The organism is Limnochorda sp. L945t, assembly GCF_035593305.1.
GTDB classification, from domain to species: domain Bacteria; phylum Bacillota; class Limnochordia; order Limnochordales; family Geochordaceae; genus Carboxydichorda; species Carboxydichorda subterranea.
Map to the genome: position 1 here is coordinate 2,609,697 of NZ_CP141615.1, position 26,664 is coordinate 2,636,360.

The following is a 26,664-nucleotide window of genomic DNA, read 5'->3' on the forward strand; positions in this document are numbered from 1 at the left end:
CCGTAGTCTAGCAGGGCTCGAAACGCGATGTCAAGCGCAGCTCGTGCGTTCCCACTACGGGCTGTCCATGGTCGGTGTGGTCTCACAGGCTCGCTCGAGCGCTTTCTTGCTCGTCGGCACGCCCACACACGACCCGTTTGGGATGGGCGACCCTGTCCGCCGGGGCCCGGCTGCGAAGACCGGCCTGAGGTACAATGGTGCCGTTACCGTGGTGCTGTCGTTCGGCGTGGCTGCCCGCTCGCAGCCGTCGCCCGCCAGGCAGGGAGGTCACGGAACGTGCCGGCCGGACGCTCGCGTTCGGAGCGCTACCGCATCGCTCGGGTCTTCGCGCAGCGGGGCCTGGTCGCCACCAGCCATTCGCTGGCGGCGCAGGCGGGCCTGCGTATCCTGATGGAGGGCGGCAACGCCGTCGACGCGGCCATCGCCACCGCCGCCTGCCTGGTGGTGGTGGAGCCCACCTCGTGCGGCCTGGGCGGCGACGCCTTCGCCATCGTCTGGGACGGAGAGCGCCTGCACGGCCTCAACGCCTCCGGGCCGGCGCCCGCCGCGCTCGACGCCGAAGCCCTGCGCCGCCGGGGCCTGGCGCAGGTGCCCACCGAAGGGTGGGAGTCCGTGACGGTCCCGGGGGTCGTAGCGGGCTGGGCTGCCCTGGCCAGGCGCTGGGGCAGCATGCCCCTCACGCGGGTGCTGGCGCCGGCCATCGAGTACGCGGAGCGGGGCCACCCGGTGCCGGTGCGCACTGCGCTGTTGTGGCAGGCGGCTGCCGCCCGCTTCGGGCAGCGCCAGGACTTCCGAGAGGCTTTCCTGCCGGGGGGACGGGCGCCCCGGGCCGGCGAGATCGTCCGCCAGCCGGACCAGGCGCGCACCTTGCGGCTCATCGCCGAGTCAGGCGGCGAGGCGATGTACCGCGGGCCGCTCGCCCTGGAGATCGCCCGGTATGCCGCCCGCACCGGCGGCTACCTGACCCTGGAAGACCTGAGCGCCTACGAGGCGGAGTGGGTCGACCCCCTCTCGACGCGATACCGGGACGTCGAGGTCTGGGAGCTCCCTCCCAACGGGCAGGGGGTGGCGGCCCTGCTGGCCCTCGGCATCGCCTCGCGCTTCGACCCGGCTCCGGCTGGCCCGGCTGCCGGCGGCTCCCGTTTCCCGGATGCCCGCTGGAGCCACCTGCTGGCCGAATCGCTGCGCCTGGCCCTGCACGAGGCGTATCAGCACGTGGCCGATCCACGGCGGGCGCCGGTCCCGGTCGAGCGCTTCACGGACCCTGCCTTCGCCGCGGCGCTGGCCCTGCGCATCGACCCCGGACACGCCATCCCCGAGCCCATCCCCGACCGTTCGGCAGCGGGCGGCACCGTCTACCTCTGCACGGCCGACGAGCAGGGGCGGATGGTCTCGTTCATCCAGTCCAACTTCTACGGTTTCGGCTCGGGGGTGGTCGTGCCGGGTACCGGCATCGCGCTGCAAAACCGGGGGGCCGGGTTCAACCTGATTCCCGGGCATCCCAACGAGCTTGCGCCCGGGAAGCGGCCGTTCCATACGATCATCCCGGGGTTCCTGACCCGGAAGGGCCGGCCGCTGGCCGCGTTCGGGGTGATGGGGGGCGACATGCAGGCGCAGGGCCACGTGCAGGTCGTCTCCGCCCTGGTCGACGGCGGGCTCGATCCCCAGGCGGCGCTCGACCTGCCGCGCTTTCGGGTCATGCCCGGCGGCCACCTGGCGCTGGAAGAGGGCTTCGACCCGGAGCTCGCCCGGGCGCTTGCCGGGATGGGCCATCCCATCTCGACCGGGCAGGCGCCGCTCGGCTTCGGAGGCGGCCAGATCGTCTGGCGAGACCCGGAGAGCGGCGTCTACGTGGGCGGCTCCGATCCGCGCAAGGACGGGCAAGCCGCGGGATGGTAGCCACCGGAGGCGACCGCTACGGCCGCCTGAAGACTGCCACGAGCCTCCGGGACTCCAGGGTCAGCGGCTCTTCCCCGTTGAGCGTCCCGTACGCCCCCGCCAGCTCGAAACCGACCTCCCTGGCCATCCTGGCCAGCTCCACCAGGCTGTACTGGCGGATGGAGAAGCGGCGGCGCTCCACCCGGCCGCCGTCCAGGATGACGACCCGGTCCGTCTCGGTGCGGTCGGTGAGCACGTTGTACCGTACCCTCTCCAGCGTGAAGGCACCCGGTGTCTCCACCCAGACCTGCTCGCTCCCCGACCGGATCAGCCAGTACTTGTGGATCATCTCCATCACGAGCCGGCCGCCCGGCCGCAGGCTCTCGTAAAACGCCGCCATCACCCGGGCGTCCTCCGCCTCGTCTTCCAGGTACCCGAAAGAGCTGAACAGGTTGATGGCCACGTCGAACGCCTGCGGCCGCCGGAAGTCGCGCATGTCCTGGCGCACCCACTCGACGGCCTCCTCGCGCAGCCCCGCCTCCTCCGCCCGCCTGCGCGCCACGTCGAGCAGGTAGGCCGACAGGTCGACCCCGGTCACCCGGTACCCGCGGCGGGCGAGCTCGATGGAGTGGCGCCCCTGCCCGCACGGCATGTCCAGGATGTCGGCCGGCGGGCTCAGCTCCAGCAGCCGCTCGAGGCCATCCACCTGCTCGGAGGTGTACTCCGCGGTCAGGAGCGGGTCATAGGTCGCGAGGTACGTCTCGTCGAAGAGTTCCTCGTACCAGGCCATGGCGCACCTGCCTTCGCTGGGGCTTTGCCGTCACCGGCCGTTCCCCGAGGAGGCGCTCCTCCCCGAGGCTGCGGCCCTGGCCCGCTCCGTCAACCGGCAAAAGGCGCATACCTCGCCGGGGGTCGGTTCGCCGCAGACACGGCACGCCTGCAGCCGCACGGGCTCCTTGGGGAAGTGGCGCCGGCCCCGCTCGTAGAAGCCGAAGACGAACTGCTGCTTGGTGCCCGGCGCCACGTGCTCCAGGCGGTTGAGCACCTCCTTGTACAGGTGAGAGGTGGCACCGGCCGCCATGGGGCACTCGTCCACCTCGTAGTCGATCCCCTGAAGCACGGCGTAGGCGGCCACTTCCCGCTCGGCCAGGCGCACCAGCGGCTTCACCTTCTTCACCAGCCCCTCTTCGGTCGCCGGCATGACCGCCGACTGGCGGGCCATGTAGTCGAGCTGCCAGTGGAGGACGTTGCCGAGCAGCGTGGCGGCCTCGTCGTCCAGGTTGTGTCCCGTCGCCACCACGGTGTAGCCGTGCTCCCGGGCGAAGCGGTTGAACAGGTGCCGCTTGGTCATGCCGCACGCCGAGCAGGGGATGCGGCGGGTGCGCCGGGCGAGCTCCCCGATGCCGAACCCGATCTCCTCGGCGACGGAGACCACGTGCAGGGTCAGCCCCCGCTCCCCGGCGAACGCCCGGGTCCTGGCCGCCGACTCCTCCGAGTACGCTCCGATCCCGAGCTGGACGTGCAGCCCGTCGGGCCGGTATCCCAGGCGGTGGAGGATGTCCCACAGCGCCAGGCTGTCCTTACCGCCCGAGACGGCCACCAGGATCCGGTCGTCGGGGGCGAGCATCCCCTCGTCCTCGATGGCCCGCTGCACCTGGCGCAGCACGTGTTCCACGAAGTGGTCCCGGCAAAACGCGGCGTGATGGCGAGACACCTCGACCACCGCCGGGCCGCGGCACTTGACGCACTTCATCCGATGGCACCACCGCTTCTCACGACCCCTTGGGCGCCGGCTTCAGCGGCCGCCCGACAAGGCAGGCCGTACCTCGATCTCGTCGGCGTCTTCCACGACGCTGTCCCGGGTGAGGAGGCTCTGCCCCCGGATGACGATGACCGTCTCGGGGTTGATGCGCAGCTCTTCCAGGATGCTCTGAACCGTACGCGGTCCTCGCATCACGTGCTCCTGCCGTTTGGGAATGCGGATGAGCACTTTCAAGAGCCCGCCTCCCTCCTTCTGGCGATTCAAACAATAGCCTTCATCACCTGGCCCGTCAAACGAGCCGTGGCGTGCTACAATGCCTTGTCCGGCCGAGACGAGGGGGCGGGTGGGAGGCGTCACGAGCACGATGGACACCGCCATGGAAGCGACCACCGGAGGCCGAGGGGCCGGGTCCAGGCAGCCGCCCGGGCTGAAGCGGCGGCTCAGGCGGCTGGAGGAAGCCGTGAAAACCATCCTGGCCAACATCGGCGAGGATCCGGGCCGCCCGGGCCTGGCCCAGACGCCTGAACGGGTGGCCCGCATGTACCTGGAGCTCTTCTCCGGGCTCGGCTCCGATCCGGCCGAGCAGCTCACCGTGCTCGAGGAGGAAGGAGCCGGGGATCTGGTGATCGTGCGCGACATCCCCCTCTACTCGATGTGCGAGCACCACCTGATCCCGTTCATCGGGCGCGCCCACGTGGCGTACCTGCCCGACCAGGGGCGCATCACCGGGCTTTCCAAGATTGCACGCCTCGTGGAGGGTTATGCGCGCCGGCCGCAGGTACAGGAGCGCCTGACCCGCCAGCTCGCCGACGCCATCGAGGCGCGCCTTGCGCCGCGCGGCGTGGCGGTGGTCGTGGAGGCGGAGCACCTGTGCATGGTCATGCGCGGCGTGCGGGCTCACGGCTCTCGAGTCGTGACGGTGGCGGTGCGCGGGCTGTTCGCCTCGGATCCTGCCGAGCGGGAACAGGTCATCGCCCAGCTGCGCTCCTGAGGCGTGCTGTCCCGCGCGGGCGCTTCACGGCCCGCGCACCGGCGCCGCCGGCTCAGCCTGCGGCTGCGGCGAACGCTGCCCGGGCAGCCTCCGTCACTTCGCCGGTGACCCGCTCGTCGTGGGCCGTGGACAGGAAGATGGCCTCCAGCATGGCCGGGGCCAGGTGCACCCCGCGCTCCAGCATGGCGTGGAAAAAGCGCGCGTAAGCGCCGGCGTCGCCTTCCTGCGCCTCGGTGAAGTCCTGGGGCGCCTGGGCGCGAAACGATAATCCCAGCATCGCGCCGACCTGGACGACGGAGACGCAGGCCCCGGCCTCCTTCGCTGCCTGGCGCAGCCCGTCCGCCAGCCGCCGCGCACGGGCCTCCAGGCACTCGTAGATCCCTTCCTCCCTCTGGAGTTCCCGGAGCGTCGCAAGCCCCGCCGCGACCGCGATGGGGTTGCCCGAGAGGGTGCCGGCCTGGTACACGGGACCCTGCGGGGCGACCAGCTCCATGAGCTCCCGGCGGCCCGCGTACGCGCCGGCGGGAAGCCCACCCCCCATGATCTTGCCGAGGCAGGTGAGATCCGGTTGGACGCCGAAGCGGCCCTGCGCTCCGCTCCATCCCACCCGGAAGCCCGTGATGACCTCGTCGAAGATCAGCAGGCTCCCGTTACGGCGCGTGATGGCGCGCAGGCCCTCCAGGAAACCCGGTTTGGGCAGGACGACCCCCATGTTGGCGGCCACCGGCTCCACGATCACGGCGGCGATCTCCTGGCCCCAGCGGGAAAAGAGCGCCTCCACGTCTTCGAGGTGATTGTAACGTGCAAGCAGCGTCTCACCGGCCGCGCCGGGGCTCACTCCGGGGGAGGCCGGCGAGACGGAGGTTGCTCCCGCCCAGGTGGGGGCTGCTCCTCCGCCGGCCGAGTACAGGGCCGCCCCGGAGCCGGCCTTGACCAGCATCGCATCCGAGTGGCCGTGGTAGCACCCCTCGAACTTCACCACGTAGCGGCGGCCGGTCGCTGCCCGGCTCAACCGCACGGCGCTCATGACGGCCTCGGTGCCGGAGTTGACCAGCCTCACCATCTCGACGGACGGTAGCGCCGAGGCGATCAGCTCGGCGAGCTCCACCTCGGCGGTGGTCGGCATCCCGAAGCTGGTGCCCGACGCGGCGGCCCGCTGCACCGCCTCCACGACGGCCGGGTGGGCGTGGCCCAGGATGAGCGCCCCCCACGACTGCACCAGGTCCACGTAGCGGCGGCCGCTCACGTCCCAGACGTAAGGCCCCTCGCCTCGTGCGGCGAACACCGGGGTACCCCCTACCGCCCGAAACGCCCGGACCGGGCTGTTGACGCCACCCGGCATGACTCTGCGGGCTCGTTCCCACCACTGTGGGGTTTCCACGCGCGTCCCCCTCCCCGCCGTGCGGCTTCTCCCCCTCGGCGGCGCGGGCTTCAGCCTTCCCGCAGCCACCGCGCCGCCTGCGATGCGTAGTACGTGATGATCAGGTCGGCGCCGGCCCGGGCCATGGAGGTCAGCATCTCGAGCACGATCGGGCGCCGGTCGATCCAACCCCGGGCGGCCGCCGCCTCGACCATCGCGTACTCGCCGCTGACGTTGTAGGCCGCCAGCGGCACGGTCGTCCGGTCGCGAAGCTGCCGCAGCACGTCCAGATAGGCCAGAGCCGGCTTGACCATCACGATGTCGGCCCCCTGCGCCAGGTCCAGGTCCACCTCCCGCAGCGCCTCCCGGGCGTTGGGCGGGTCCATCTGGTAGGCCCTCCGGTCGCCGAAAGCGGGCGCAGACCCCGCGGCCTCCCGGAACGGCCCGTAGAACGCCGAGGCGAACTTGGCCGAATAACCCATGATGGCGACGTCTTCGTACCCTTCGGCGTCCAGCGCCTCCCGGATGGCCGCCACCTGGCCGTCCATCATGGCGCTCGGCGCCACGACGTCGGCTCCCGCACGGGCGTGCGAGAGGGCGGTAGCCGCCAGGCGGGGCAGAGTCGCGTCGTTGTCCACCTCCACCTGGCCGCGGCGCTCCCGCAGGATGCCGCAGTGGCCGTGCTCCGTGTACTCGCAGAGGCAGACGTCGGTGATCACCACCAGCTCCGGCAAGCGCTGCTTGAGGCGGCGCACCGCCTGCTGCACGACGCCCTCGGGGTCGTCCGCGCCGCTCCCGCGCGGGTCTTTGCTCGCGGGGATCCCGAAGAGCAGCACGGCCTGCACGCCCGCCTCGAGCGCCTCGGATGCCGCCTGCTCCACCCGGTCGACCGGCCAGCGCATCACGCCGGGCATCGACTCCACCGGCTCCGGGGGGATGCCCGCCGGATGCACGAAACAGGGCTGGATCAGTTGCTCCGGAGAAAGGCGCACCTCCCGCACCATCGACCTCAAGGCTGCCGTGCGGCGAAGCCGCCGGGGGCGCACCGCCGCGCCCCTGGCCCGCGCCCCGTCGCCGGGCCGGCTGCCCGGGCTTCCCGTCCACACGCTCATCGCCCTTGCCCGTCCCCTTCCATCCGAAGCTCTTGCCAGGCTCGCGCGCACGCCGCCGCCAGCGCCTCGGGCGATGGCGACGTGGCCTGCTCGACCCGCCACCCCGCGCCGAGCGCCGCGCCCGCCGTCGTCGGCCCGATGGCCACCACCCGCACGCGCCCGGGCGGCGGGCCTTTGAGGTGGGCCGTGACGGCACAGACGGCGCTCGGGGATGCCGCCACCAGCACGTCGACCTCGCCCGAGCGCACCAAGGCGGCGGCCCGCGCTGCGTTGGCCGGGTCGTCCAGGGTGCGGTACGCTTCGACGCGCACCACTGTGGCGCCGCCCGCGGCGAGCTCTCGCTGCAGCATCTCGTCCGCCCGATCCCCGACGGCCAGCAGGATCCGGGCCCCCTGCAGGTGCCCGCACCGGGCCAGCGCGGCAGGTATGGCAGCCGCCCGGGGCTCGTCCGGCATGCAGTCGACCCGTACGTGCGCCGCTTCCAGCGCCCTGCGGGTCGCCGCCCCCACCGCGCAGACCCGAGCCGGCAGCTGCCCGCCGGCGCCTCCTGCGGGAGCCGCTTGCTCGCCCGCGGCGGCCGCTCCCCTGCCGGGAGCCACCGCCCGCAGGGCCTCGGCCAGGGCCTGGGCGCCGTTGGGGCTCGTGACCACGATCCAGTCGAAACAGCCCTCCCATGCTTCCCGGCACGCCCGCCGCAACGCCTCCGGGTCATCGGGGGGAGCGATCCGCAGCACCGGGACAGGAGTCACCCGCGCCCCCTCCGCTTCCAGGGCCGCAACCGCCGGGCCGGCCTGGTGGGCGGGCCGCGTCACCAGCACCCTACACCCCGAAAGGCGCATCAACGGCCTCCCCCTGCCCTGACTGCACCCGGGCGAGCAGCCGTTCTGCCAGTGTTTCTCCTGCCCGGGCGGCCGAGCCGACGAGCGCCTGGGGCTCTTCCCCCGGCGCCTCCGCCTCGAGCGAGCCCCGGGCCGCCATCCAGCCCTGGGGCCGGCCGTCGCCTGCCGGCAGCGCCAGGAAGCCCGTGATGCGAATGTGCCGCCCGCGTACCGACGCGAGCGCCCCGACCGGCCACCGGCAGCCCGCGCCCGTGCGCGCCTGAAACGCCCGCTCCGCCTCGGCCTGCGCCCGCAGCTCCGGGCGGTCCAGGAGGCCCAGCACCGCCAGCACCTCGGGGTCGTCCCGGCGGCACTCCACCGCCAGGATGCCCTGCCCCGCTGCCGGCACCATCGCCTCCGGAGCGAAATAGGCGCTCACCCGCCCTGCGAGCCCCAGGCGATGCAGGCCGGCCGCCGCCAGCACCAGCCCGTCGGCGCGGCCCTCCTCCAGGCGGCGCAGCCGGGTCTCCACGTTGCCCCGCACCTCGACGGCGCGCACCTCCGGATGCAGCATGCGCACCTGCACCCACCGCCGCATGGACGACGTGCCGATCCTTGCCCCGGCTCCGAGGCCCCGCAGGCGTCCGGCCGCGTCATCGACCGGCGCACGCCCCGCCGCCGGCCACTGCCCGCCTTCCGCCACGGCCAGCACCAGCGCGTCGCGCGGGTCTTCCCGGGCGGGAAAGGCCGCGAGCACCAGGGCGTCGGGGAGTTGCGTCGGTACGTCCTTCAGGCTGTGAACGGCGAGGTCGCAGCGCCCCTCCAGCAGCGCGTGCTCGAGTGCCTTGACGAACGCTCCCACCGTCCCCCCTGGCCCCACCAGCAGGTCGGCCGGCGCCCCCTCGCCGGGCCGCTCCCCCCCACCGCCCGCACCGGCCCCGGCCGGCCGGTCACCGGCCCACCGCGCCGAGGCCACGTCCCCGTGGGTCGTGACGGGCACCACCTCGAACTCCAGGCCGCCCGCCCGCCGGCGCAGCATCTCCACCACCAGCGCCGTCTGCTGCATCGCCAGCCGGCTGCCACGGGTCGCCACCCGAAGCGTGCGTCCCATCATCAGCCAGCCGCCCTCGCCGCATCGGCGCCGCCGCTTCCCTGCGCTTCCGTGCGCGGCGGCCCGGCGACGAGCTCCTTGAGGTAGACGGTGGGGAGGTGCATGAGCTTGTTGGTGAGCCGGCGGGTGAGATGTTCCACGACTTCCCTCGCCCGGGGCGAGAGCTCCCCGTCCAACCTGCCGAGCGCCCACTCGAGCTCGGCGAGGCGGACCTCCTCCGCCTGCCGGCGCATCGCTACCACCTCCGGAGCGGCCTGGCGCTGGCGCAGCCACTCCACGAAGTGGGCCACCTCCTGGCCGACGATGTGGTGGGCCGCCTCGAGGTCGGCCGCCCCTGGCGGCCCGGAGAAGGCCCCGCCGCCGGCCCCCAGGTCGTCGATGTGCAGCACGATCAACCCCGGCGGCATCGGGTCGGGCACCTCCACGTCCCGGGGCACGGCCAGGTCGATCACCCAGAGCGCGCCCTTACCGTTGCGCCGCTGCGCGGCGCTCGCCAGGGAGGCCGCGTCGATCACGGCGCCCGGCGCCGCCGTCGCCGACACGACCAGGTCGGCCGCCCGCAGCACGGCGGGAAGGGCCTGCAGGCCCTCCGCCCTGAGCTCGACCTCCCGGTGGAGCCCCCGCCGCCCTTCGATCACCGCCTGTGCGGCGTCCCGGGCCCGTTCGGGGCGCCTCGCGCAGACGGTAAACCGGCGCACGCCCCGCTCGAGCGCCTCCTGCAGGGCCAGCATCGCCATGCTGCCGCTGCCCACCACCGCGAGATGGGCCTGGTCCCACCGCACGCCGCCCTCTTCCGCCCGCCGCAGCGCCGCCCGGACCAGCGAAGGGCTCCCGCGGCCGAGGCCGGTCTCCGCCCGCACCCGCTTGCCGGCCCGCACGGCCCTCTCCCACAGCGCGCTCAGCACGCCGCCCACGGGCCTCACCCGCCGGGCCATCTCCATGGCGTCGCGCACCTGCCCCAGGATCTGGGGCTCCCCGACGATGGCCGACTGCAGCCCCGCCGCCACCTCGGCGAGGTGGCGTGCGGCATCCTCGCCGGCTCGCTGCACGGCGTGTACCCGGATGGCGCGCTCGCTCATCCCGGAGCGGTGCGCCAGGCTCCGTACCACCCCGTTGAGGGCGCCCGCCTCTTCCACGTACACCTCGATCCGGTGGCAGGTGGAGAGCACCACGGATCCCGCTCCTTCGGTCCTCAGCCACTGCTCCACTTGCTCGGGGGTAGACAAGCGCAGGCGCTCTCTCACCTCGAGGGGCGTCGTGCGGTAGTCGAATCCTACCATTGCCGGCCGGGTGCCCTCGCCCGCTCCCGGGGTGCCACTCCGCCCGGCGGCAGCAATCCGGTACGCAGCGCGCATCAGCCGGTCGCCTCCTTGTCGGGCAGCGCCGGGGCATGCCCGCCAGGACCGTAGCGCTCGAGCGTCGCGACCAGGAGCTCGTCGAAAAAGCGCCCCGCCCGCTGAAGGATCTGCCACCCTTCGGGGTCTCCGGCCGGCGGCCGGTCGAGGGACTGGGCGAGCGCCTGCATGATGCTCTGGCGGAAGACCAGGAAGGCCCGCGCCGTCTCCGCGGCCGACAGCCCCATCTGCACGGCTTCCTCGCCGTAGCGCCGCATGATCTGCCGGGCGCTGTGCAGGTACGACTCCCCGTCGCCCGGTCGCGCCGCGAAGTGCACGAGCAGCCCCAGCAGCTGCCGGCCGCTCGCCCGCAGCGCCTCCTCCCGGGTGCGGTAGCGCGCTCTCCACGGTTCGCCCGGCAGCCTCCTCCCCAGCTCCTGCCGGGTCGCAGACAGCGCCAGGCGGGCCAGATGGTCCACTCCGCCTTCTGCCGGCACGTTCTGCCCCCTGGCCAAAAACGCCAGGAGATCGGCCCGCCGGTAGCGCCGGTGGCCACCAGGGGTGCGGAAGGCGCTGATGCGCCCCTCGTCGGTCCACCGCCGCAGGGTCGTCTCGTGGACGCCCAGGATCTGGCAGGCCTCTTTGACGCTCACCCAGTCCACGGCCAACCGGGTCACCCCATGTCCGCCACGGCGTCGCGCAGGCTCTTGCGCACGCCCGTCACGAACGGCGTCTCGACCTTGACGTAGCGCCGGGCCCCTGCGGCCCGCAGTGCCCGGATCATCTCCACCAGGCGCGGGAGATGGTCCGTCTCGAAGGCCAGGATCCACTCCCAATCCCCGAGCCCGAAGGCCATCACGGTGTTGGCCCGCACGTCCGGATAGGGCCGGGCCAGCTCTCCGTGCTCCCGCAAGAGCGCCGCCCGCTCGGCCGGCGCCAGCAGGTACCACTCCGGCGTGCGGACGAACGGATAGATGCAGAGGAACCGGCGCGGCGGCTCCCCCTGCACGAAGGCCGGGATGTGCTCGGGGTTGAACTCGGCCGGCCGGTGCAGCCCGAGAAACGCCCACGTGAGCTCGAGGTGCCGGCCCAGCTGGCTGCGGCGGAAGCGCACGAAGGCCTCCTGTAGCGCCTCGGCCGACGGCCCGGTCCACCACATCATGAGGTCCGCATCGGTCCGGAAGCCCGCCGTCGAGTAAACGCCCCGGACGCTCACCCCGCCAGGCGCCGGCTCGTGCTCGAGGCCCAGCAGCGGCTCGGCCGCCTCCACGGCCCGTTGCCGGTCCGCCTCTGCGAGCGCGCTCCAGCCCGGCGCTCCCTTCCAGATCGTGTAGTAAGCGAAGGTGTCCGCCTGTTGCTCGGCCATCGCCAGCACTCATGCCCCTTTCCTGACCGCGTGGCTCGCCCGGGCGAGGCAGCGCTGCGCCGCCTCCTGCCCCTGGCGCACGCAGTCCGAGATCCCCATGCCCCTCCACGCGGCGCCCGTGACGAAGAGCCCGGGCCACCGCGAGACCTGTCGCTGCACCTGCTCCACCAGCCCCAGATGCCCGACCCGGTACTGGGGCATGGCCCGGGGCCAGCGGAACAGCTGCCGCCAAAGCGGTGGCTGCTCGATCCCTGCGATCTTCGCGAGGTCCTCCTGAAGCGCCTCCAGGAGCCGATCGTCGGGCAACTCGAGCGCCGCGTCGTCCCCGTGACGCCCCACGAAGCAGCGGATCACCACCAGGCCCCTCGGGCTGGTATGCGGCCATTTGGACGACGCCCACGTGCACGCGGTCAGGTGCAGGCCCATCCGCCGCGCCTCGACCGAGGGCACGAGCACCCCCGACGTGCGGCGCACCGCCGACCCCTCCTCCACGGCGCCCGCGGGGTAGACCAGGGCGGCCACGGCCGTCGAGGCGAAGACGAACTGATCGAGCCCCGCGGCCATGCCCGGATCCCAGGGCCGGACCAGCCTGGCGGCCGCCGGGGGCGGCACGGTGACCACCACGGCGTCGAACGGCCCCGAGGCCCGCCCGCCTGCCAGGAGCACCCGCCATCCGCCCGCGCTGCCCGGCGGCTCGAGCCCCGTGACCGCCGCGCCCGTGTGAAGGAGGACTCGCGGCCGCAGATATGCCTCCAGCGCCTGGACGAGCTGCGACAGCCCGCCCCGGAAAGTGGCGAACGGAGAGGAAACCCCCGCACCGTTGGGAGAGGTGCCGCGGCCTGCCGCAGCGGGCGTGCCTCGCCCCGGGTGCCTTCCGTCGCGCCGGGCCAGCATGGCCCGCACCAGCCCGCCGTAGCGCAGTTCGTCCTGGCGCAACGAAGGGTAGGTCGCGAGCAGGCTGAGCTCCCACGGGTCGCCGGCGTGGATGCCGGCAAGCAGCGGTTCGGCCAGGTACCGGACCGCCTCGGCGCCCAGGCGCCTGCGCACGAAGGCGCCGAGCGACTCGTCGGAATCGCCGGGACGAGGCGGGATCACGACGTCCAGACCCATCCGCACCTTGCCCGCCCAGCTCACGATGGGGCTGCGCAAGAACGGCCCCACGCGGGTCGGCATCAGGGCGAACAACCCGTCGGGCAGCTCCACCAGCCGGCCGCCCCGCATCACGAGGGTCTTGCGCCTGGCCGGGTCGGGGGTCACCACCTGGTCGCCGAGCCCGAGCATCCGGGCCAGCTCGAGCGCCCAGGGCTTGAACGTGTAAAGCGAGTCGGGGCCGGCCTCCACCATCGCGCCCTCGAAGGCCGGGCCGGCCTCGTCCAGACGCACGGTGCGTACCTTGCCGCCCAGACGGCCGGCCGCCTCGAAGAGCTCCACGCTGGCGCCGGGCCCTTCGGCCCGCCCCTGCCGCACCAGCTCATGGGCGGCCGCAAGGCCCGTGATCCCGCCGCCGATGATCGCCACCCTCATACGGGCCCGCCACCCCTGGCCGTCATGTCCACCCGCCGTCCTCCGGCCCGGCCTCGATCACGAGCCGGGCCAGGGCCTCGATGAAGTCCTCGGCGTCGTTGAGCGAGGCGGTTCTCACCATGGCGATCCCGAGCCGGCGGGCCTGGGCGGCCGCCTCGACATCGAGGTCGTAGAGCACCTCCAGGTGGTCGGCCACGAAACCCACGGGGCAGACCACCACGCGGCCCACGCCTTCTCCGGCCAGCCGCTCGAGCGCCTCGCTCACGTCGGGCCCCAGCCAGGGCTCAGCGGTGCGGCCCCGGCTCTGGTAGGCCAGCTCCCAGCGGCCGGCGGCCAGGCCGAGCGAACCGGCCACCGCCTGGCACGTGCGCTCCAGCTCAGACGGGTAGGGATCGTTCCACGTCCGGATCCTCTCCGGCAGGCTGTGGGCCGTGAAGAGCACCCGGGTGTCCGGAGCGAGGGCCAGCGTGCCTTCGGCCGTCTGCTCCACGGCATCCCCGGGCAGCCGCCGCGCCGCCTCCCGCACGCGCCGGGCCACCGCCAGCACGAAGGGCTGCAGGGTCGCCCAGCTCTCGATCCACCGGAAGGAGGGCCGCCTCGACGGCTCGATCGCCTGGAGCGCCTCCCGGGCCGCCTGCACGTAAGCCCCGCTGCTCATGCGAGAGGCATGCGGCGCAAGCGCCAGGCCCACCGCTTCCCTGACCCCGTCCCGGGCCATGGCCTCCACGGCTTCGGCAATCCAGGGGTGCCAGTGCCGCATCCCGACGTAGACGGGCCACCCGAGCCTGCGCTCCAAGGCCCGGGCCTGACGCCGGGTGATTGCGGCCAGGGGCGAGACGCCCCCGATGGCGAGATATCGTGCCTTCAGCTCCTCCAGGAGCTCGGGGGCCGGGGGCCGCCCGCCCCGGATGTGGGTATAGTACGCCTCGATCTCCTCGAGGCGCTCGGGGCTGCCGTACGCCATCAGCAGTACCCCACGGCGCGCCGCCCTGCCGGCCGTACCGCCCGCCGGCGTCTCAAGAGGCATGGCCGTCGCCCCCCGCATCCCCGGTCCAGGCGTGCACCCGCTCGACCAGCCGCTCCAGGTGCGACGGGTCGGCGTCCGGCGGCACGCCGTGGCCGAGGTTGAAGATGTGCCCCGGCCTGCCCGCGGCCGCCTCCACGATGGCTCGCGCCCTGGCCTCGACCAGCGGCCACGGCGCCCGCAGCAGAGCCGGGTCGAGGTTGCCCTGGATGCCGTGCCGCGCGGGGTCGACGCGCCGCCAGGCCTCGGCCAGCTCGACCCGCCAGTCGACGCCGATGACGTCGGCCCCCAATCCTGCCAGGCGATCGAGCAGCCCCGCCGTCTCCACCCCGAAGTAGACGACGGGCACGCCGAGAGCCCTGACGCGCCCCACGAGGCGCCTCAAAGACGGCGCCACCCACTCGTCGAAGTCGGCCGGCGACAGCGCCCCCACCCAGCTGTCAAAGATCTGCACGGCCGAGGCGCCGGCCCGCACCTGGGCCTCCAGGAACGACGCGACCGCCTGCTCCAGGCGGTCTATGAGCGCGCTCCACAGGCCCGTATCGGCGTGCATCAAGCGCTTGGTCTCCACGAACGTACGGGAAGGGGCGCCCTCGATCAGGTACGAGGCCAGCGTGAAGGGGCCGCCCGCGAACCCGATGAGCGGCACGTCGAGCTCCCCGACCAGGAGCCGGATCGTCTCGCCGACGAAGGGCAGGCGCTCGGCCACCTCCTCCGGCCTCAGCGCCTCCACCTGCGCCGCCGAGCGCACCGGCTCGTCCACCACGGGGCCCCGGCGCTCCTCGAGCCGGAAGCCCACGCCCAGCCCCTCGAACAGCACGCTGATGTCGGAGAAGAGGATGGCGGCATCCACGCCGAGCCGCCGCACCGGCTGCAGCGTCACCTCGGCGCACACGTCAGGGCGGTGCACGATGTCGAGCAGCGACAGGCGGGCGCGCACCGCCCGGTACTCCGGCAGGTAGCGCCCCGCCTGTCGCATGAACCACACGGGCGTGGGCCGGGCCGGCTCTCGCCGGCACGCCCGTACGAAACGATCGTCCCGCACGCTCCGCATGAGCCCCTTCGTGCCGCAAGGCGAGTGCCGAGGCCACGCAAACCTGAGGAAAAGTGCGTAAACCTCAGCCCCCCGGATTATAGGCCGCGGGGCTCCTGCGTGTCCACCGCGCGTTCATCCCGAAATCGACCCGACGAACGTCCCGGAACGCATCCCCCTGCGGGGCGGGGCAGGTCCGCCCCCTCCGGCTTACTCCGGTCGCATGATCGCCTCGATCTTCTGGCGTACGTCGTCGGTCAGCGTCCACCCGGCCACGCCCGCCGCCTCGGCGATCTGCCCCGGTCGCCGCGCACCCCACAGCGCCACCGTGACGCCGGGCTGGTCGAGCACCCACCGCACGGCCAGCTGCGCCACCGTCTTGCCGAGCTCGGCGGCGAGGGACTTGAGCTGTTCGACCTTCCGCAGGTTGCGCCGGAACGCTTCCCCCTGGAACCGGGGCTCGTCCGCGCGGCTGTCGCCGGGCGGAAACGTGGTGGCCTCGGTGAACTTTCCCGTCAACAGCCCGCGGGCCAGCGGGCTGTAGGCGAGCACCCCGATCCCGTGTTGCCGGCAGTAGGGCAGCACGTCGGCCTCGATCCGCCGGTCGAAGAGGCTGTACGGCGGCTGGTTGGAGTGGAGCGGCGCCACCTTGCGCCACTCGTCCATCTGCTGCACGTCGTAGTTGCTCACGCCGAGCGCCCGGATCTTCCCCTCCCGCTGCAGCTGGACGAAGACCTCGGCCGTCTCGGCGATGGGTGTCTTCGGGTCCGGCCAGTGCACCTGGTAGATGTCGATGGTCTCCACCCGCAGCCGCCGCAGGCTCTCCTCCACCTCTTTGCGGATGCGCGAAGGGGAGGAGTTGCGCCAGACGTTTTCCTTGTCGTCCCACTCCATGCCGCACTTGGTGGCGATGACGACCTGGTCGCGCGCCACCTTCTTCTCCGCCAGTGCCCGCGCGACGATCTCCTCCGACAGGCCAAACCCATAGACCGCTGCGGTGTCGATGGTGGTGATGCCCATGTCCAGCGCCTCGTGAATGGCCCTCACCGCGTCACCCACGTCGGTGCCGCCCCAGAGCCACCCACCGATGGCCCACGTGCCGAGCGCCACCCGGGAGACGCGAATCCCCGTGCCGTCCAGGATCGTGTACTCCAAATGCCTCTACCTCCGCTCACGTGCATGGTACCATCCAGCAATCGCCTCCGGCCGCTGCGTGCGGCATCCCCTTGCCCCGCCCAGAACCTTTCGCGACATTTGAGCTACTCACCGGCGAGGGAAAAACCTGTCGTGGACCGGGAGGTGTCGTGACCGCCATGCTGTGGGATCGTCGGACCAGGCGGGCCGGCAGGCTGCGGGGGGCTCTCGCCCTTGCGACGGGGGCGCTCCTCGCCGCTTTGCTCGTCCTGGCGGCCCTGCCCGCCCTGGCCCAGGAGCAGGCTCCGAAAGTCGAGCACAGCCGCCTGCCCAACGGCCTGGACATCTACGTGTACGAAGACCATACCGCCCCCCTCGTCTCGGTCAACCTGTGGTACCGGGTAGGTTCCCGCGACGAGCCGGTGGGCTTGCGGGGCATGGCCCATCTCATGGAACACATGATGTTCAAGGGTTCGACCCGGGTGGGGCCGGAGCAGCACGCCCGGCTCATCCAGGCCGCCGGCGGGATCTCCAATGCGTTCACCACGACCGACGCCACGGTGTACTGGGAGAAGGTGCCGTCGTCGCAGCTGGAGCTGGCGCTGGCGCTCGAGGCGGAGCGGATGGCGCACCTGGCCATCACCCCTGAGAAGCTCGCCTCCGAGCGGGAAGTCGTGAAAGAAGAGTACCGGGCCAGGCTCCAAAACGACCCCATCGGCGTCGCCTTCGACCGGTTCCACTCGTTCATGTTCGAGGGCACCCCGTATGCGTGGACGCCCGCCGGCTTCCTGGACGACCTGGATCGCATCACCGTGAACGACCTCGACCGCTTCTATCGCACCCACTATGTCCCGTCCAACGCGGTGCTGGTCGTGGCCGGCGATACGACCCTCGCGGAGGTCGAACGGCTCGCCCGCATCCACTTCGGGCCCATCCCGCCCGGCGAGGTGCCCGAGCGGCAGGCCATCCGCTTCGCCGCGCCGGCCCTGGGCCAGCCGCGCCGCGAGCAGCTCGCCCTGCCCGTCCAGGTGCCCGGCGTGCTCGCCGGCTTCGCGGTGCCCGGCGCCCGCAGCGAGGATCGGTACGCGCTGGCGGTGGCGTCGAGCATCCTGAGCGGCGGGGAGAGCGCCCGGCTCTACCAGCGGCTGGTGAAGGAGCGGCAGCTGGCGGTGTACGCGGGCGGGGCGCCGCTCGACTACGCACACGCCGGGGCTTTCCTCGGCATCAGCTTCTTCCTGCCGCCCCACACGCCCGAGCAGGAGGTGGAGGCGCTCCTGGCGGAGATCGGGCGGCTGGCCGATGAGCCGCCGACCCCGGAGGAGCTCGCCGCCGCTCGCAACCAGGTGGCGGCCGCCATGGCCTTCCAGATGGACTCCCTGGACGGCGTGGCCGGGCTGATCGGCGGGGCCGTGGTCGTCGAGGGGGATCTCGGGGCGTTCACCCGGGGCATCGAGCCGTACCTGCAGGTGAGCGCCCAGGACGTGCAGCGGGTAGCCCGGCGCTATCTGCAGCCGGCCCATGCGACCGTGGTGACCCTGGTACCCGCACAAGGGGGTGCTGCTCGGCCATGAACCAGCCCTGCCGTATCCGCGAGGCGCTCCGGCGCCGGTCGCTGTGGTTGCTGGCTGCCATCCTGACGTTGGGCGTGGCCCTCGAAGCAGCCGGGCAGCCGGCCGCCGCTCCTTCGCCGTCCTCCCCTGCCCCGGCCCCCGTGGAGCTGCCGCCCATCCCGCCCATCACGCTTCCCGAGGCGGTCGAGCCGGTGTCGCTGCCGCCCATCACCCGGGAGACGTTGCCCAACGGCCTCGAGGTCGTGGTGGTGGAGCGCCACGGGCGCCCTCTCGCCTATGCGCTGCTCTCCTTGCCGGTCGGCGACGTGGATAGTCCCGTATCCAACCCGGCCGTCGCCACCGTCACGGGGGACATGTTGACGAAGGGGACCATCACCCGCACTGCTCTCGACATCGCCCGTGCCATCGAGTCGGTGGGCGGCAGACTCGGCGCCTCCGTGGGCCCGGAGCGGACCCAGGTGTACGCGGCCACGCTCGCCCGCCACCTGCCGCTCGCCCTGGAGCTGATGGCGGACGTGGTGCGCCACCCCGTGTTCCCGGAGGACGAGCTCGTCATCTACCGCCGCCAGGTCGAGGCGAGCATCAAGCAATCCTGGGACGACCCGGCGACGCTGGCCGGCCTGCACGCCGAGGAGCTGCTCTACGGCAACCGCCACCCGCTGGGGCACTTCACGACCCCGGCGGAGGTCGACGCCGTCAGCCGCGAGCAACTGATCGCCTTCCACCGGGAGCACTACTCGCCGAAAGGTGCGCGCCTGCTCGTGTCGGGCGACGTCGAGCCCGCCGAGGTGCTGGAGCTGGCGCGCCGGTGGCTTGGCGACTGGGAGGCGGCGGCACGGGCCGCCGGCAACGGCGCTTCCGCAGCCGCGGCCTCGGAGCCCCGAATGGCTCCGGTCCTCCCCGCCCTGGAGAAAAGCCGCATCCGGTTCGTCGAGTGGCCCGGGCAAACCCAGGTGCGCATCGAGTTGCGGCAGCCGGGGCCGCCGGCGACCGTCGACGACTGGCTGGCCCTCAGCGCGTACAACTACGTCCTGGGCGGCGGGGGGTTCGCCTCTCGCCTGATGCGGACGGTACGCTCCGAGCTCGGCCAGACCTACGACATCCACACATACTACGAGCGGCAACGCTTCCCGGCCGCGTTCGTCCTGTCGACCTACACCCGCAACGCCGAGGTGTGGAAGACTCTCGAGGTGATCCGCGCCGAGCTCGAGCGGTTCGCCCGGGAAGGCGTGCGGCCGGAAGAGCTGGACGACGCCCGGCAGTTCATGATCCTGAGCTACCCGTCCGGCCTGGAGACACTGAGCTCTCTCACGGCGAGCGTGGACAGCGCGCTGTACCTGGGGCGCGGGCTCGAGTGGGTTTCGCAGTTCCCGGTCAAGGTCAGTCAGCTCACGCCCGAAGAGGTGAACGCGGCCATCCGCCGGTATTTCCATCCGGAGCGGTTCGCCATCGTGCTGCTCGGCGACCCGGAAGTCCTGCAGCACGCTCCCCCCACCATCTGGGGAGTGCCGGCGAGCGCCATCGAGAAGGTGCCGAAGAGCTTCGTGCCGGACTCGTGAGCCTGGCACGACGAAGGAAGGGGACGGAGCCCGTGAGAGATCCGAGAGTGTCCCGGATGGCCGAGGTCCTGGTCCGCTACAGCGTGGAGGTGAAGCCGGGGGACCTCGTGCTCGTGCAGGGCAGCGACCTGGCCTCACCCCTCATCGCCGAGGTGTACCGCGAGGTACTGCGGGCCGGCGGCCACCCCGACGTGGTGACGGGCGTGCCGGGGCTCAGCGAGATCTTCTACAAGGAAGCGTCGCAGGCGCAACTCGAGCACGTCTCGCCGCTGGCGCAGCTGAGCGTGGAGAAGTACCAGGTGCACGTCAGCATCGGCGGCGCCCACAACGTCAAGCACCTCGCCGGCGTCGACCCCAAGCGCCAGGCGGTACGCAGCAAGGCGCTGGCTCCTCTCAACACCCTCTTCATGCAGCGGGCCGCCCGGGGCGAGCTCCGCTGGGTCTACACCGAGTTTCCGACCAACGCGCTCGCCCAGGAGGCGGGCATGTCGCTCGCCGACTTCGAGGAGTTCGTCTTTGCGGCGTGCAAGGTCGACCGGCCCGACCCCGTCGCCGCCTGGCGCTCGGTTCACGGCGACCAGGAGCGGATATGCCGCTTCCTGGAGCGGTTCGACGTGCTCCGGATCGTCGCCCGCGACACGGATCTGACGCTGCGGGTCGGCGGCCGCAAGTGGGAAAACGCCGACGGCAAGGCTAACTTCCCCGACGGCGAGGTGTTCACCGGGCCGGTGGAGGACTCGGCCAACGGGTACATCCGCTTCAGCTTCCCCGGCATCTATGCGGGCAAGGAGATCGAGGACATCCGGCTCGAGTTCCAGGACGGCAAGGTCGTGAAGGCCACCGCCCGCCGGGGGGAGGAGCTGCTTCACGCCCTGCTCGACTCCGACCCCGGGGCCCGGTATCTGGGCGAGCTCGGCATCGGCACCAACTTCGAGATCCAGCGCTTCACGCGGGAGATGCTGTTCGACGAGAAGATCGGGGGCACGGTGCACCTGGCGGTGGGTGCCGGCTACCCCGAGACGGGCAGCAAGAACGAGTCCGGCGTTCACTGGGACATGCTGTGCGACATGCGGGACGGCGGCGAGATCTACGGCGACGGCCGGCTCATCTACCGGTCGGGGAAGTTCCTGCTCGAGGCCTGACGCAGCGGCCGCCGACCCGTGGCAGCCGGCCGCGCTCGACCAGCGGCGCCGGCCGCCCTCGACGGCCGGCCGTAAGCCGCCGATGAACCCGGCCGTGAGCCGCCGATGAAATAGAGCGGAAGGTCCGGGTTTGCCGCCGGGAGCAGGACGAGGCTCTCCCCGGCGGCGAACCCTCCTGTGAAGCAGCGTCCCGGAAGCGTGGCGACGAGCGGGATGGACAGGCGCACGTCGCACGACGAGTTGGGCCCGAGGGCCATCGCAATCCTGTTGGTGCTCCTGGCCGTGCTGGGCGCAGGAGCCTCCACCCACGCCCGGGTAGGCTACGACTGGGCCGCGCTGCTCCGCGCGGCCGGCTCGCGGCAGGACCCCGAGAGCCTGTTGATGCAGGCGACGGCCTACCTCAACCTCGGGCGCGTGGTCCAGGCGGTCACCATCATCGACGAGCTCGGCCGGATGGGCGGCCGGGAGATGGTACCGCCCGTGCTCGCCTCGTGCGCCGAACGCCTGCGCACCGACCCCGCGGATCTGCCCGCTCTCTACTGCCTGGCCGCCGGCCACTTCACGCTGCAGGAGACGGGGCCGGCCCTGGCCCATCTGCGGCGGGTCATCGAGCTGGATCCGTCCAACCCGTGGCCGCTCGTGCTGATGTCGCTGGCCCAGCTCAGCGGCGGCGACGAGGCCGGGGCGCGCGCGAGCGCCGAGCGGGCGCTGGCGGTCGATCGGGGCAACCAGTACGCGCACCTGATCCTGAGCCAGATCGACCTGCGGCAGCACAACTACTGGGGGTTCGTGGTGCACTACCTCGCAGCACCGGACGCAAGCCGCGAGATGCTCGACTACCTACGCCGCAAGCAGGAGGCCTCCCGCTGAGTACCGGCCTCACCCCACCCACGGGTCGGCGGGCAGGGCGGCGGCGAGCCGCCCCCGATCCACCCAGAGCCGGCCACGGCCCCGCCGTACCACGATCCCCTGGCGCTGCAGGCGCTGTAAGCCCCGGTTGACGGATTCGCGGGTCGTACCCGCCAGGTTGGCGAGCTCCTGCTGGGTGACGCGAAGGGAGACGACGGCCGCCGAGGCGGGTGACCCGCCGGACATACGCTGCAGGAGACGGGCAAGACGCACCACCACCGGGCCGCCGGCCGCCTCCTCGAGGCGCCGGTCGGCCTCCCGGAGCCGGCGCGCCAGCAGCTCCAGGAGCTCCACGGCAAGCCGCGGGTCCTCCTGCAGCACCCGGGTGAACGCCTGCCGGTCGAGCCGCCACAGGCGCGAGGGCTCGAGGGCCTGCACCGAGGCAGAACGCTCCAGCCCGTCGAGAAGGGCCATCTCCCCGATGATGTCCCCCGCGGACAGGTGGGCGAGGCTCACCTCCCGCCCGTCGGGGGTCGTGCGGAAGACCCGCAGCCGGCCCCGCTCGACCAGGTACAGGGAGTCTCCGGGCTCTTCCTGCAAGAAGAGGTACGCCTCGGACTCGAGGTCGACGGGCCGCATGTGGGACGCCAGCTCCAGCAGGCGCTCGTAGGGCAGCACGCGCAGGATGCCGGATCGGCCCAGCATTGCCGCGACATCCCGGGCGCCGACCGTCGCCGGCGGCCGCGTGCCTGGAGCTAGTTGCGACGTCGTAGCCACGGGCCCGCCCCCCGGGCTCAGGGTTGGCGGCGGGCCCGCGCTCTTCCTTTCAGCGGATCCCGTCAGTCGACGCGCTTTTTGAGGATGTACCAGGTGGAGGCGCCCTCCTGCAGCCGCCGGTCGGCCTCCTCCAGCGTCTTGGGCGCGCCCACGACGACCTCCTCCCCCGGCTGCCAGTTGGCCGGGGTGGCCACGCCGTACTTGTCCGAGGTCTGCAGCGCCTTGATGATGCGCAGAAACTCGGGGATGTAGCGCCCGAGCTCGATGGGATAGTAGGCGGCGAAGCGGAGGATCCCCTCGGGGTCGATGACGAAGACGCCCCGGATGGTCTGGCCGGTCCGCTCGTCCACGAGATCGTACAGGCGCGCCACGACTTTGTCCGGATCGGCGATCACCGGGAACGGGATCTTGATGCCGCTCGTCTGCTCGATGTCACGCAGCCACGCGATATGGGAGAAGATGGTGTCGATGCTGAGCCCGATCAGCTTGGTGTTGAGCTTGACGAACTCGTCGTGCTTGCGGGCGAAGTCCATGAATTCGGTCGTGCACACCGGGGTGAAGTCCCCGGGATGCGCGAACAACAGCACCCATTGTCCCCTCAGCTGCGACAGCTGCATGGGGCCCTGAGTCGTCTGGGCCGTGAAGTCCGGTGCCGGGGTACCGACCTTGACCACTCTGCCGAACCTCCTTCGAGTAGGGAGCCCGTCTGGCCGGAGGCGTTCACCGGTCCTTCGTCGCGGGAACCGTACCGGGCGGAAACCAGTTCTGTGTTAGGAACGCCTCCGGTTATTGTCGACTGCATTGTAGCGGAACCGGACGCAAAGCGAGTAGGTATACCTGTCATTTTCCCTACTGGACATTCGTACCTCGCGGGCCGCCCACGCGGGCCGCCACCCGCCCTAAAGGTCTCGCCCGGGCGGCCGGCTGTCCGGGAGGGACGGCGCCACCGGCGCTTCTTTGGGGGCACCGGCGCGCCCGCCGGCGGAAGGTCCTGCCGTGGTTTCGGCGTACGTGAGACTGCCCGAGTCTCTTTCCAGCAGCCGGGACTCTGAACGGCTCCGGAGCCCGCGCAAAGGGCCGCAAAGCCGCGCAAGCGGCCAGACGAGACGAGGGGGAGGGTCGAGGAGTATGGATCTCCAGGGGCACAGCGCCATCGTCACGGGGGGCGCCTCGGGTCTGGGAGAGGCAACCGTGCGGCGGCTCATCCGCATGGGCGCCCGGGTGGTCATCGCCGACGTCAACGCAGCCGCCGGAGAGGCGCTGGCCGAGCGGCTGGGCCACGGCGCGGCCTTCGTGCCCACGGACGTGACCGACGAGGCTTCCGTGCAGCGCGCCGTCGACCGCGCGGCAGCCATGGGGCCGCTTTCGGCGCTGGTCAACTGCGCGGGGGTGGCCATCGCCAGGCGGGTGCTCGGCCGGCAGGGACCGCACGATCTGGAGTCGTTCGTACGGGTCATCCAGGTCAACCTGATCGGGACGTTCAACAGCGTCCGGCTGGCCGCCGCCGCGATGGCGCAAAACTCGCCCGACGACGAGGGACAGCGGGGCGTCATCGTCAACACGGCGTCCGTGGCGGCGTTCGAGGGGCAGGTCGGGCAGGCGGCCTACTCGGCATCCAAAGGCGCCGTGGCCGCCATCACGCTGCCGCTCGCCAGGGAGCTGGCCGAGCACGGGATCCGGGTGGTGGCCATCGCCCCCGGCATCTTCGACACGCCGATGATGGCCGGCCTGCCGGAGAAAGCCCGGGCCTCGCTGTCGCAGCAGGTGCCGTTCCCGCCCCGCTTGGGGCGGCCGGACGAATACGCGGCGCTCGTCCAGCACATCATCGAGAACCCCATGATCAACGGGGAGGTCATCCGCCTGGACGGGGCCCTGCGGATGGGGCCTCGGTGAGGATGGAGGCCCGCACCGGCGGCAGGTCGATCGAGGCTACGAGGCGGTGCCGGGTCGCCGCGTGCTCCCTGCCGGCCACTTCCCTCCGGGAATCGACGCGTCGGTGACGAAGATCTCTCGGCGGTGAAGAAGGAGAGTCGAGGGCTGTCTCTTCTGCTCCAGCCCTGCGGAAGGGAGAGGGGTATGCGGTGATGGGGGCCGCGGCATCGAAGGCGGCGGGAAAGAGCCCGGTCTGGCTCGCCGCGACCGTGGCGACGGTCGCAGTGATCGGGGTTTTGGGATGGCCGGCCATGGCGCAGGACAAGCCGTTCACCCTGACCCAGACCGTTCCCAGGGATGGTGCACGCCAGGCCTACGTGCGGCTCGACATGGGAGCCGGAGAGTTGCGCGTCAGCGGGGGCGCGGCCGGGCTGCTCGAGGGCCGCTTCGAGTATCGCCCGGAGCACTGGCGGCCGGAGGTGGCCTACCAGACGTACGGTTCCCGGGCAGACGTGCGCATCACCCAGCCGCCGCTGTGGCGGTGGCCGTGGACGCTCGACGTTCACAACGTGTGGGCCATCCGGCTCAACGACGATGTGCCGACCGAGCTCGACGTGCGGCTGGGGGCCGGTGGGAGCCGCCTTCACCTCGGTAACGTGACGCTATCCCGGCTGGACGTGCGGGTCGGGGCCGGCGAGGTGACCCTGGATCTGCGGGGCCCGTGGCGCCAGGACCTGTCCGGCTACGTCCACGGCGGGGTCGGCCGCCTGATCGTGCGCCTGCCCGATCAGGTCGGGGTGAGGGTGGACGTGTCGAAGGGCCTGGGGAGGGTGGAGGCCAGGGGGCTGCGCCAGGAAGGCGACCAGTCGTTCCTCAACGAGTGGTTCGGCAAAGCGCCCGTCAACATCCACCTCCAGGTCGACGCGGGCGTGGGCGAGATCGTCCTGGAGAGCGGCTCAGACAGCGCGACCGCCTGAGCCCGGCGAAGCCGTGCCGCTAACCCCGAGCCTTGACTGCGCTCCGAGGCAACCGTATCATGCCCCCAAAGACCGACCGGTTGGTCTGTCGTCCTATGCCACCTGCGATGTCGTCGCGACACAACGGCGAGGCCACCCGCCGGCGGCTGATCGACGCCGCTATCCGGGTCATCGCGCGCAAGGGTTACCACCAGGCCACGGTGGACGAGATCGTGGCCGAGTGCGGCAGCTCCAAGGGCGCGTTTTACTTTCACTTCGAGAGCAAGGACGCCCTCTTCGTCAACCTCCTCGAGGAGTTCGCCGGCCGGCTCGCCTCCGCCGTGGAGCAGGCCGTTCGCTCGTCGCCGGTGCCGGGGGCAGGGCGTGTCGAGGCCGCGGTGAAGGCGGCGCTCGAGCTCTTCGCCGCCCACGAGGAGCTCGCCCGGGTCTTCCTGGTAGAGGCCGTGGGGGTGAGTCCCGAGCTCGAGGCCAGGCGGCGGGCCCTGGTCGACCGGTTCACGACGCTCATCCAGCTCTACCTCCAACAGGCCGCTCGCCGGCACCCGCTGGCGGTCGTCGACACCCGCGTGGCCGCCAGCGCGGCACTCGGCGCCATCAACGAGGTGGTCGTCCAGTGGCTGAACGCCCCCCGCAGCCGGCCGCTCGCTGAGCTTGCGCCCGAGCTCGCACGTTTCGTCCTGCGGGGCGTGGGATGGCCCGAAGAACCCGTTTCCGTAACGGAGGTTCCCGGGCCATAGCACTCTTACCTCTCGTGCTGCTTCCCTCTACGGCCGCCCGGCGCTCAGGCCTCGCCCGTGGCGACCCACTCGATCTGGACGTCCACGCCCGCCGCCTGGAGCATCGTGTAGACCGGGCAGCGCCGCTCCACCTGTGCTGCTACCGCATCGAGCACCGGCTGCGCCGCCTGCGTGTGCACCCGGATGCTGCCCTTGACCGTGTCGAAGTACGGGCGAACGCCCTCGACGCCCTCGAGGCCGCGCACGTCGAGCGTGCCTCGCACGTCGAACTCGACCCCGGAATACTGCAACCCCTGCTCCTTGGCGACGACCGCCAGCATCACCGACGCGCACCCGATGAGCGAACTCAGGACGTACTCCATGGGATTGGGGCCCTGGTCGGAGCCGCCGAGATCTGCCGGCTCGTCCAGCACGATGGGCACGAAGTGGCGCACCCGCACCTCGGTGCGGACTCCGCCCTTCCACTCTCCCCGCGCCCGCATGGTGAACAGCTTGGGCTGCTGGGCTACTGCCACTCGAAACGCCCCCTCGCGAGGATCTGTGATTGTGCCCACTAGCACGATACATGCCGCACATCCTCATGGAAAGGGATGACCGCCCTGCCATACGGGGACGTTTGCACCTGTCCACCCCCTTCCCTTGACCGCCGCGCGGCAGGCGGATAGCATGGGGATGTCTGGACATAGCTCAGGTTGCTGAGCGAGGGAAAGCGTGCCTAGGGTTCCGCGGGCGA

The 26,664-nt window shown here is 72.0% G+C and carries 26 protein-coding genes; 9 read left to right on the plus strand and 17 right to left on the minus strand.

Going from position 1 to position 26,664, the window contains the following annotated elements:
• The first annotated feature begins 276 nt into the window (after nt 1-276).
• Nucleotides 277-1,899 (plus strand): gamma-glutamyltransferase family protein, encoded by a 1,623-nt coding sequence (locus U7230_RS12060; RefSeq protein WP_324716085.1) that lies wholly within the window; start codon nt 277-279, stop codon nt 1,897-1,899.
• Between the two features lie 16 nt (nt 1,900-1,915).
• Here the strand turns inward: U7230_RS12060 and U7230_RS12065 are convergent, their stop codons facing one another.
• Genes U7230_RS12065 through U7230_RS12075 form a run of 3 tightly spaced genes read right to left on the minus strand, consistent with a single transcriptional unit; the run spans nt 1,916 to nt 3,868 of the window.
• Entirely contained in the window at nt 1,916-2,668 is a 753-nt protein-coding gene (locus tag U7230_RS12065) for a class I SAM-dependent methyltransferase (RefSeq protein WP_324716086.1), read from the minus strand.
• A 30-nt stretch (nt 2,669-2,698) separates the two neighbouring features.
• A complete protein-coding gene (locus tag U7230_RS12070) occupies nt 2,699-3,631 on the minus strand; it encodes a TIGR00269 family protein (protein ID WP_324716087.1) in 933 nt (310 codons plus the stop codon).
• Between the two features lie 42 nt (nt 3,632-3,673).
• A complete protein-coding gene (locus U7230_RS12075; RefSeq protein WP_324718240.1) occupies nt 3,674-3,868 on the minus strand; it encodes a MoaD/ThiS family protein in 195 nt (64 codons plus the stop codon).
• 136 nt (nt 3,869-4,004) lie between these two features.
• Here U7230_RS12075 and folE point away from each other — a divergent pair, with 136 nt between their 5' ends.
• Entirely contained in the window at nt 4,005-4,631 is a 627-nt protein-coding gene (folE, locus tag U7230_RS12080; RefSeq protein ID WP_324716088.1) for a GTP cyclohydrolase I FolE, read from the plus strand.
• Nucleotides 4,632-4,683: 52 nt separating this feature from the next.
• Here folE and hemL read toward each other — a convergent pair whose 3' ends face one another.
• The 11 genes from hemL to U7230_RS12135 all read right to left on the minus strand — a co-directional run bounded on the left by hemL (nt 4,684) and on the right by U7230_RS12135 (nt 16,468).
• Nucleotides 4,684-6,012: a glutamate-1-semialdehyde 2,1-aminomutase gene (hemL, locus tag U7230_RS12085; protein WP_324716089.1), complete on the minus strand. Its 1,329-nt coding sequence runs from the start codon at nt 6,010-6,012 to the stop codon at nt 4,684-4,686.
• Between the two features lie 50 nt (nt 6,013-6,062).
• Nucleotides 6,063-7,103 carry a porphobilinogen synthase gene (gene hemB, locus U7230_RS12090; RefSeq protein WP_324716090.1) on the minus strand — a complete coding sequence of 347 codons (1,041 nt, stop codon included), beginning with the start codon at nt 7,101-7,103 and terminating at the stop codon, nt 6,063-6,065.
• The gene (locus tag U7230_RS12095; protein ID WP_324716091.1) at nt 7,100-7,942 is read right to left on the minus strand and encodes a uroporphyrinogen-III synthase; all 843 of its coding nucleotides are present in this window, start codon (nt 7,940-7,942) and stop codon (nt 7,100-7,102) included. Before U7230_RS12095 ends, hemB begins: the two co-directional genes overlap by 4 nt.
• Nucleotides 7,923-9,035: a hydroxymethylbilane synthase gene (hemC, locus tag U7230_RS12100; RefSeq protein WP_324716092.1), complete on the minus strand. Its 1,113-nt coding sequence runs from the start codon at nt 9,033-9,035 to the stop codon at nt 7,923-7,925. Before hemC ends, U7230_RS12095 begins: the two co-directional genes overlap by 20 nt.
• Nucleotides 9,035-10,387: a glutamyl-tRNA reductase gene (gene hemA, locus U7230_RS12105; protein ID WP_324716093.1), complete on the minus strand. Its 1,353-nt coding sequence runs from the start codon at nt 10,385-10,387 to the stop codon at nt 9,035-9,037. The genes hemC and hemA overlap by 1 nt, the downstream gene beginning before the upstream one ends.
• Entirely contained in the window at nt 10,387-11,028 is a 642-nt protein-coding gene (locus tag U7230_RS12110) for a helix-turn-helix domain-containing protein (protein ID WP_449727805.1), read from the minus strand. The genes hemA and U7230_RS12110 overlap by 1 nt, the downstream gene beginning before the upstream one ends.
• A gap of 11 nt (nt 11,029-11,039) precedes the next feature.
• Nucleotides 11,040-11,732 carry a hydrogen peroxide-dependent heme synthase gene (hemQ, locus tag U7230_RS12115; protein ID WP_324718241.1) on the minus strand — a complete coding sequence of 231 codons (693 nt, stop codon included), beginning with the start codon at nt 11,730-11,732 and terminating at the stop codon, nt 11,040-11,042.
• Between the two features lie 9 nt (nt 11,733-11,741).
• Nucleotides 11,742-13,256 (minus strand): protoporphyrinogen oxidase, encoded by a 1,515-nt coding sequence (gene hemG, locus U7230_RS12120; RefSeq protein WP_324716095.1) that lies wholly within the window; start codon nt 13,254-13,256, stop codon nt 11,742-11,744.
• A gap of 22 nt (nt 13,257-13,278) precedes the next feature.
• Nucleotides 13,279-14,283, minus strand: coding sequence for a ferrochelatase (gene hemH / locus U7230_RS12125; RefSeq protein WP_324716096.1), 1,005 nt, complete (start codon nt 14,281-14,283; stop codon nt 13,279-13,281).
• Nucleotides 14,273-15,334, minus strand: a complete 1,062-nt coding sequence (gene hemE / locus U7230_RS12130) for a uroporphyrinogen decarboxylase (protein WP_404980520.1) — start codon at nt 15,332-15,334, stop codon at nt 14,273-14,275. The genes hemH and hemE overlap by 11 nt, the downstream gene beginning before the upstream one ends.
• A gap of 189 nt (nt 15,335-15,523) precedes the next feature.
• On the minus strand, nt 15,524-16,468 hold the full coding sequence (locus U7230_RS12135; RefSeq protein WP_324716098.1) for an aldo/keto reductase: 945 nt from the start codon (nt 16,466-16,468) through the stop codon (nt 15,524-15,526).
• Between the two features lie 158 nt (nt 16,469-16,626).
• Between U7230_RS12135 and U7230_RS12140 the strand changes: the two genes are divergently transcribed.
• The 4 genes from U7230_RS12140 to U7230_RS12155 all read left to right on the plus strand — a co-directional run bounded on the left by U7230_RS12140 (nt 16,627) and on the right by U7230_RS12155 (nt 21,589).
• Nucleotides 16,627-18,018, plus strand: a complete 1,392-nt coding sequence (locus tag U7230_RS12140; RefSeq protein WP_324716099.1) for a M16 family metallopeptidase — start codon at nt 16,627-16,629, stop codon at nt 18,016-18,018.
• Nucleotides 18,015-19,577, plus strand: a complete 1,563-nt coding sequence (locus U7230_RS12145) for a M16 family metallopeptidase (RefSeq protein WP_324716100.1) — start codon at nt 18,015-18,017, stop codon at nt 19,575-19,577. Before U7230_RS12140 ends, U7230_RS12145 begins: the two co-directional genes overlap by 4 nt.
• Nucleotides 19,578-19,609: 32 nt before the next feature.
• Complete coding sequence (locus tag U7230_RS12150; RefSeq protein ID WP_324716101.1) at nt 19,610-20,719, plus strand: aminopeptidase; 1,110 nt, start codon at nt 19,610-19,612, stop codon at nt 20,717-20,719.
• A gap of 198 nt (nt 20,720-20,917) precedes the next feature.
• On the plus strand, nt 20,918-21,589 hold the full coding sequence (locus tag U7230_RS12155; protein WP_324716102.1) for a tetratricopeptide repeat protein: 672 nt from the start codon (nt 20,918-20,920) through the stop codon (nt 21,587-21,589).
• Between the two features lie 9 nt (nt 21,590-21,598).
• Here the strand turns inward: U7230_RS12155 and U7230_RS12160 are convergent, their stop codons facing one another.
• Together U7230_RS12160 and U7230_RS12165 are read right to left on the minus strand one after the other, a co-directional pair.
• Entirely contained in the window at nt 21,599-22,273 is a 675-nt protein-coding gene (locus U7230_RS12160; protein WP_324716103.1) for a Crp/Fnr family transcriptional regulator, read from the minus strand.
• A gap of 134 nt (nt 22,274-22,407) precedes the next feature.
• On the minus strand, nt 22,408-23,019 hold the full coding sequence (locus U7230_RS12165) for a peroxiredoxin (RefSeq protein WP_324716104.1): 612 nt from the start codon (nt 23,017-23,019) through the stop codon (nt 22,408-22,410).
• A 454-nt stretch (nt 23,020-23,473) separates the two neighbouring features.
• Between U7230_RS12165 and U7230_RS12170 the strand changes: the two genes are divergently transcribed.
• From U7230_RS12170 to U7230_RS12180, 3 genes are all read left to right on the plus strand, one after another.
• Nucleotides 23,474-24,238: a 3-hydroxyacyl-CoA dehydrogenase gene (locus tag U7230_RS12170; RefSeq protein ID WP_324716105.1), complete on the plus strand. Its 765-nt coding sequence runs from the start codon at nt 23,474-23,476 to the stop codon at nt 24,236-24,238.
• A gap of 191 nt (nt 24,239-24,429) precedes the next feature.
• The gene (locus U7230_RS12175; RefSeq protein WP_324718242.1) at nt 24,430-25,194 is read left to right on the plus strand and encodes a toast rack family protein; all 765 of its coding nucleotides are present in this window, start codon (nt 24,430-24,432) and stop codon (nt 25,192-25,194) included.
• A gap of 95 nt (nt 25,195-25,289) precedes the next feature.
• A complete protein-coding gene (locus tag U7230_RS12180; protein WP_324716106.1) occupies nt 25,290-25,931 on the plus strand; it encodes a TetR/AcrR family transcriptional regulator in 642 nt (213 codons plus the stop codon).
• Nucleotides 25,932-25,975: 44 nt separating this feature from the next.
• Here the strand turns inward: U7230_RS12180 and U7230_RS12185 are convergent, their stop codons facing one another.
• Entirely contained in the window at nt 25,976-26,446 is a 471-nt protein-coding gene (locus U7230_RS12185; protein ID WP_324716107.1) for an OsmC family protein, read from the minus strand.
• Between the last annotated feature and the right edge of the window lie 218 nt (nt 26,447-26,664).

Bases quoted from the DNA above. Each gene is read 5' to 3' on its own strand.
- U7230_RS12065 (WP_324716086.1), bottom strand. From the start codon at position 2,668: ATGGCCTGGTACGAGGAACTCTTCGACGAGACGTACCTCGCGACCTAT.
- U7230_RS12070 (WP_324716087.1), bottom strand. From the start codon at position 3,631: ATGAAGTGCGTCAAGTGCCGCGGCCCGGCGGTGGTCGAGGTGTCTCGC.
- folE (WP_324716088.1), top strand. From the start codon at position 4,005: ATGGACACCGCCATGGAAGCGACCACCGGAGGCCGAGGGGCCGGGTCC.
- hemB (WP_324716090.1), bottom strand. From the start codon at position 7,103: ATGAGCGTGTGGACGGGAAGCCCGGGCAGCCGGCCCGGCGACGGGGCG.
- U7230_RS12095 (WP_324716091.1), bottom strand. From the start codon at position 7,942: ATGCGCCTTTCGGGGTGTAGGGTGCTGGTGACGCGGCCCGCCCACCAG.
- hemC (WP_324716092.1), bottom strand. From the start codon at position 9,035: ATGATGGGACGCACGCTTCGGGTGGCGACCCGTGGCAGCCGGCTGGCG.
- hemA (WP_324716093.1), bottom strand. From the start codon at position 10,387: ATGCGCGCTGCGTACCGGATTGCTGCCGCCGGGCGGAGTGGCACCCCG.
- hemQ (WP_324718241.1), bottom strand. From the start codon at position 11,732: ATGGCCGAGCAACAGGCGGACACCTTCGCTTACTACACGATCTGGAAG.
- hemG (WP_324716095.1), bottom strand. From the start codon at position 13,256: ATGAGGGTGGCGATCATCGGCGGCGGGATCACGGGCCTTGCGGCCGCC.
- hemH (WP_324716096.1), bottom strand. From the start codon at position 14,283: ATGCCTCTTGAGACGCCGGCGGGCGGTACGGCCGGCAGGGCGGCGCGC.
- hemE (WP_404980520.1), bottom strand. From the start codon at position 15,334: ATGCGGAGCGTGCGGGACGATCGTTTCGTACGGGCGTGCCGGCGAGAG.
- U7230_RS12140 (WP_324716099.1), top strand. From the start codon at position 16,627: ATGCTGTGGGATCGTCGGACCAGGCGGGCCGGCAGGCTGCGGGGGGCT.
- U7230_RS12145 (WP_324716100.1), top strand. From the start codon at position 18,015: ATGAACCAGCCCTGCCGTATCCGCGAGGCGCTCCGGCGCCGGTCGCTG.
- U7230_RS12160 (WP_324716103.1), bottom strand. From the start codon at position 22,273: ATGCTGGGCCGATCCGGCATCCTGCGCGTGCTGCCCTACGAGCGCCTG.
- U7230_RS12170 (WP_324716105.1), top strand. From the start codon at position 23,474: ATGGATCTCCAGGGGCACAGCGCCATCGTCACGGGGGGCGCCTCGGGT.
- U7230_RS12175 (WP_324718242.1), top strand. From the start codon at position 24,430: ATGGGGGCCGCGGCATCGAAGGCGGCGGGAAAGAGCCCGGTCTGGCTC.
- U7230_RS12180 (WP_324716106.1), top strand. From the start codon at position 25,290: ATGCCACCTGCGATGTCGTCGCGACACAACGGCGAGGCCACCCGCCGG.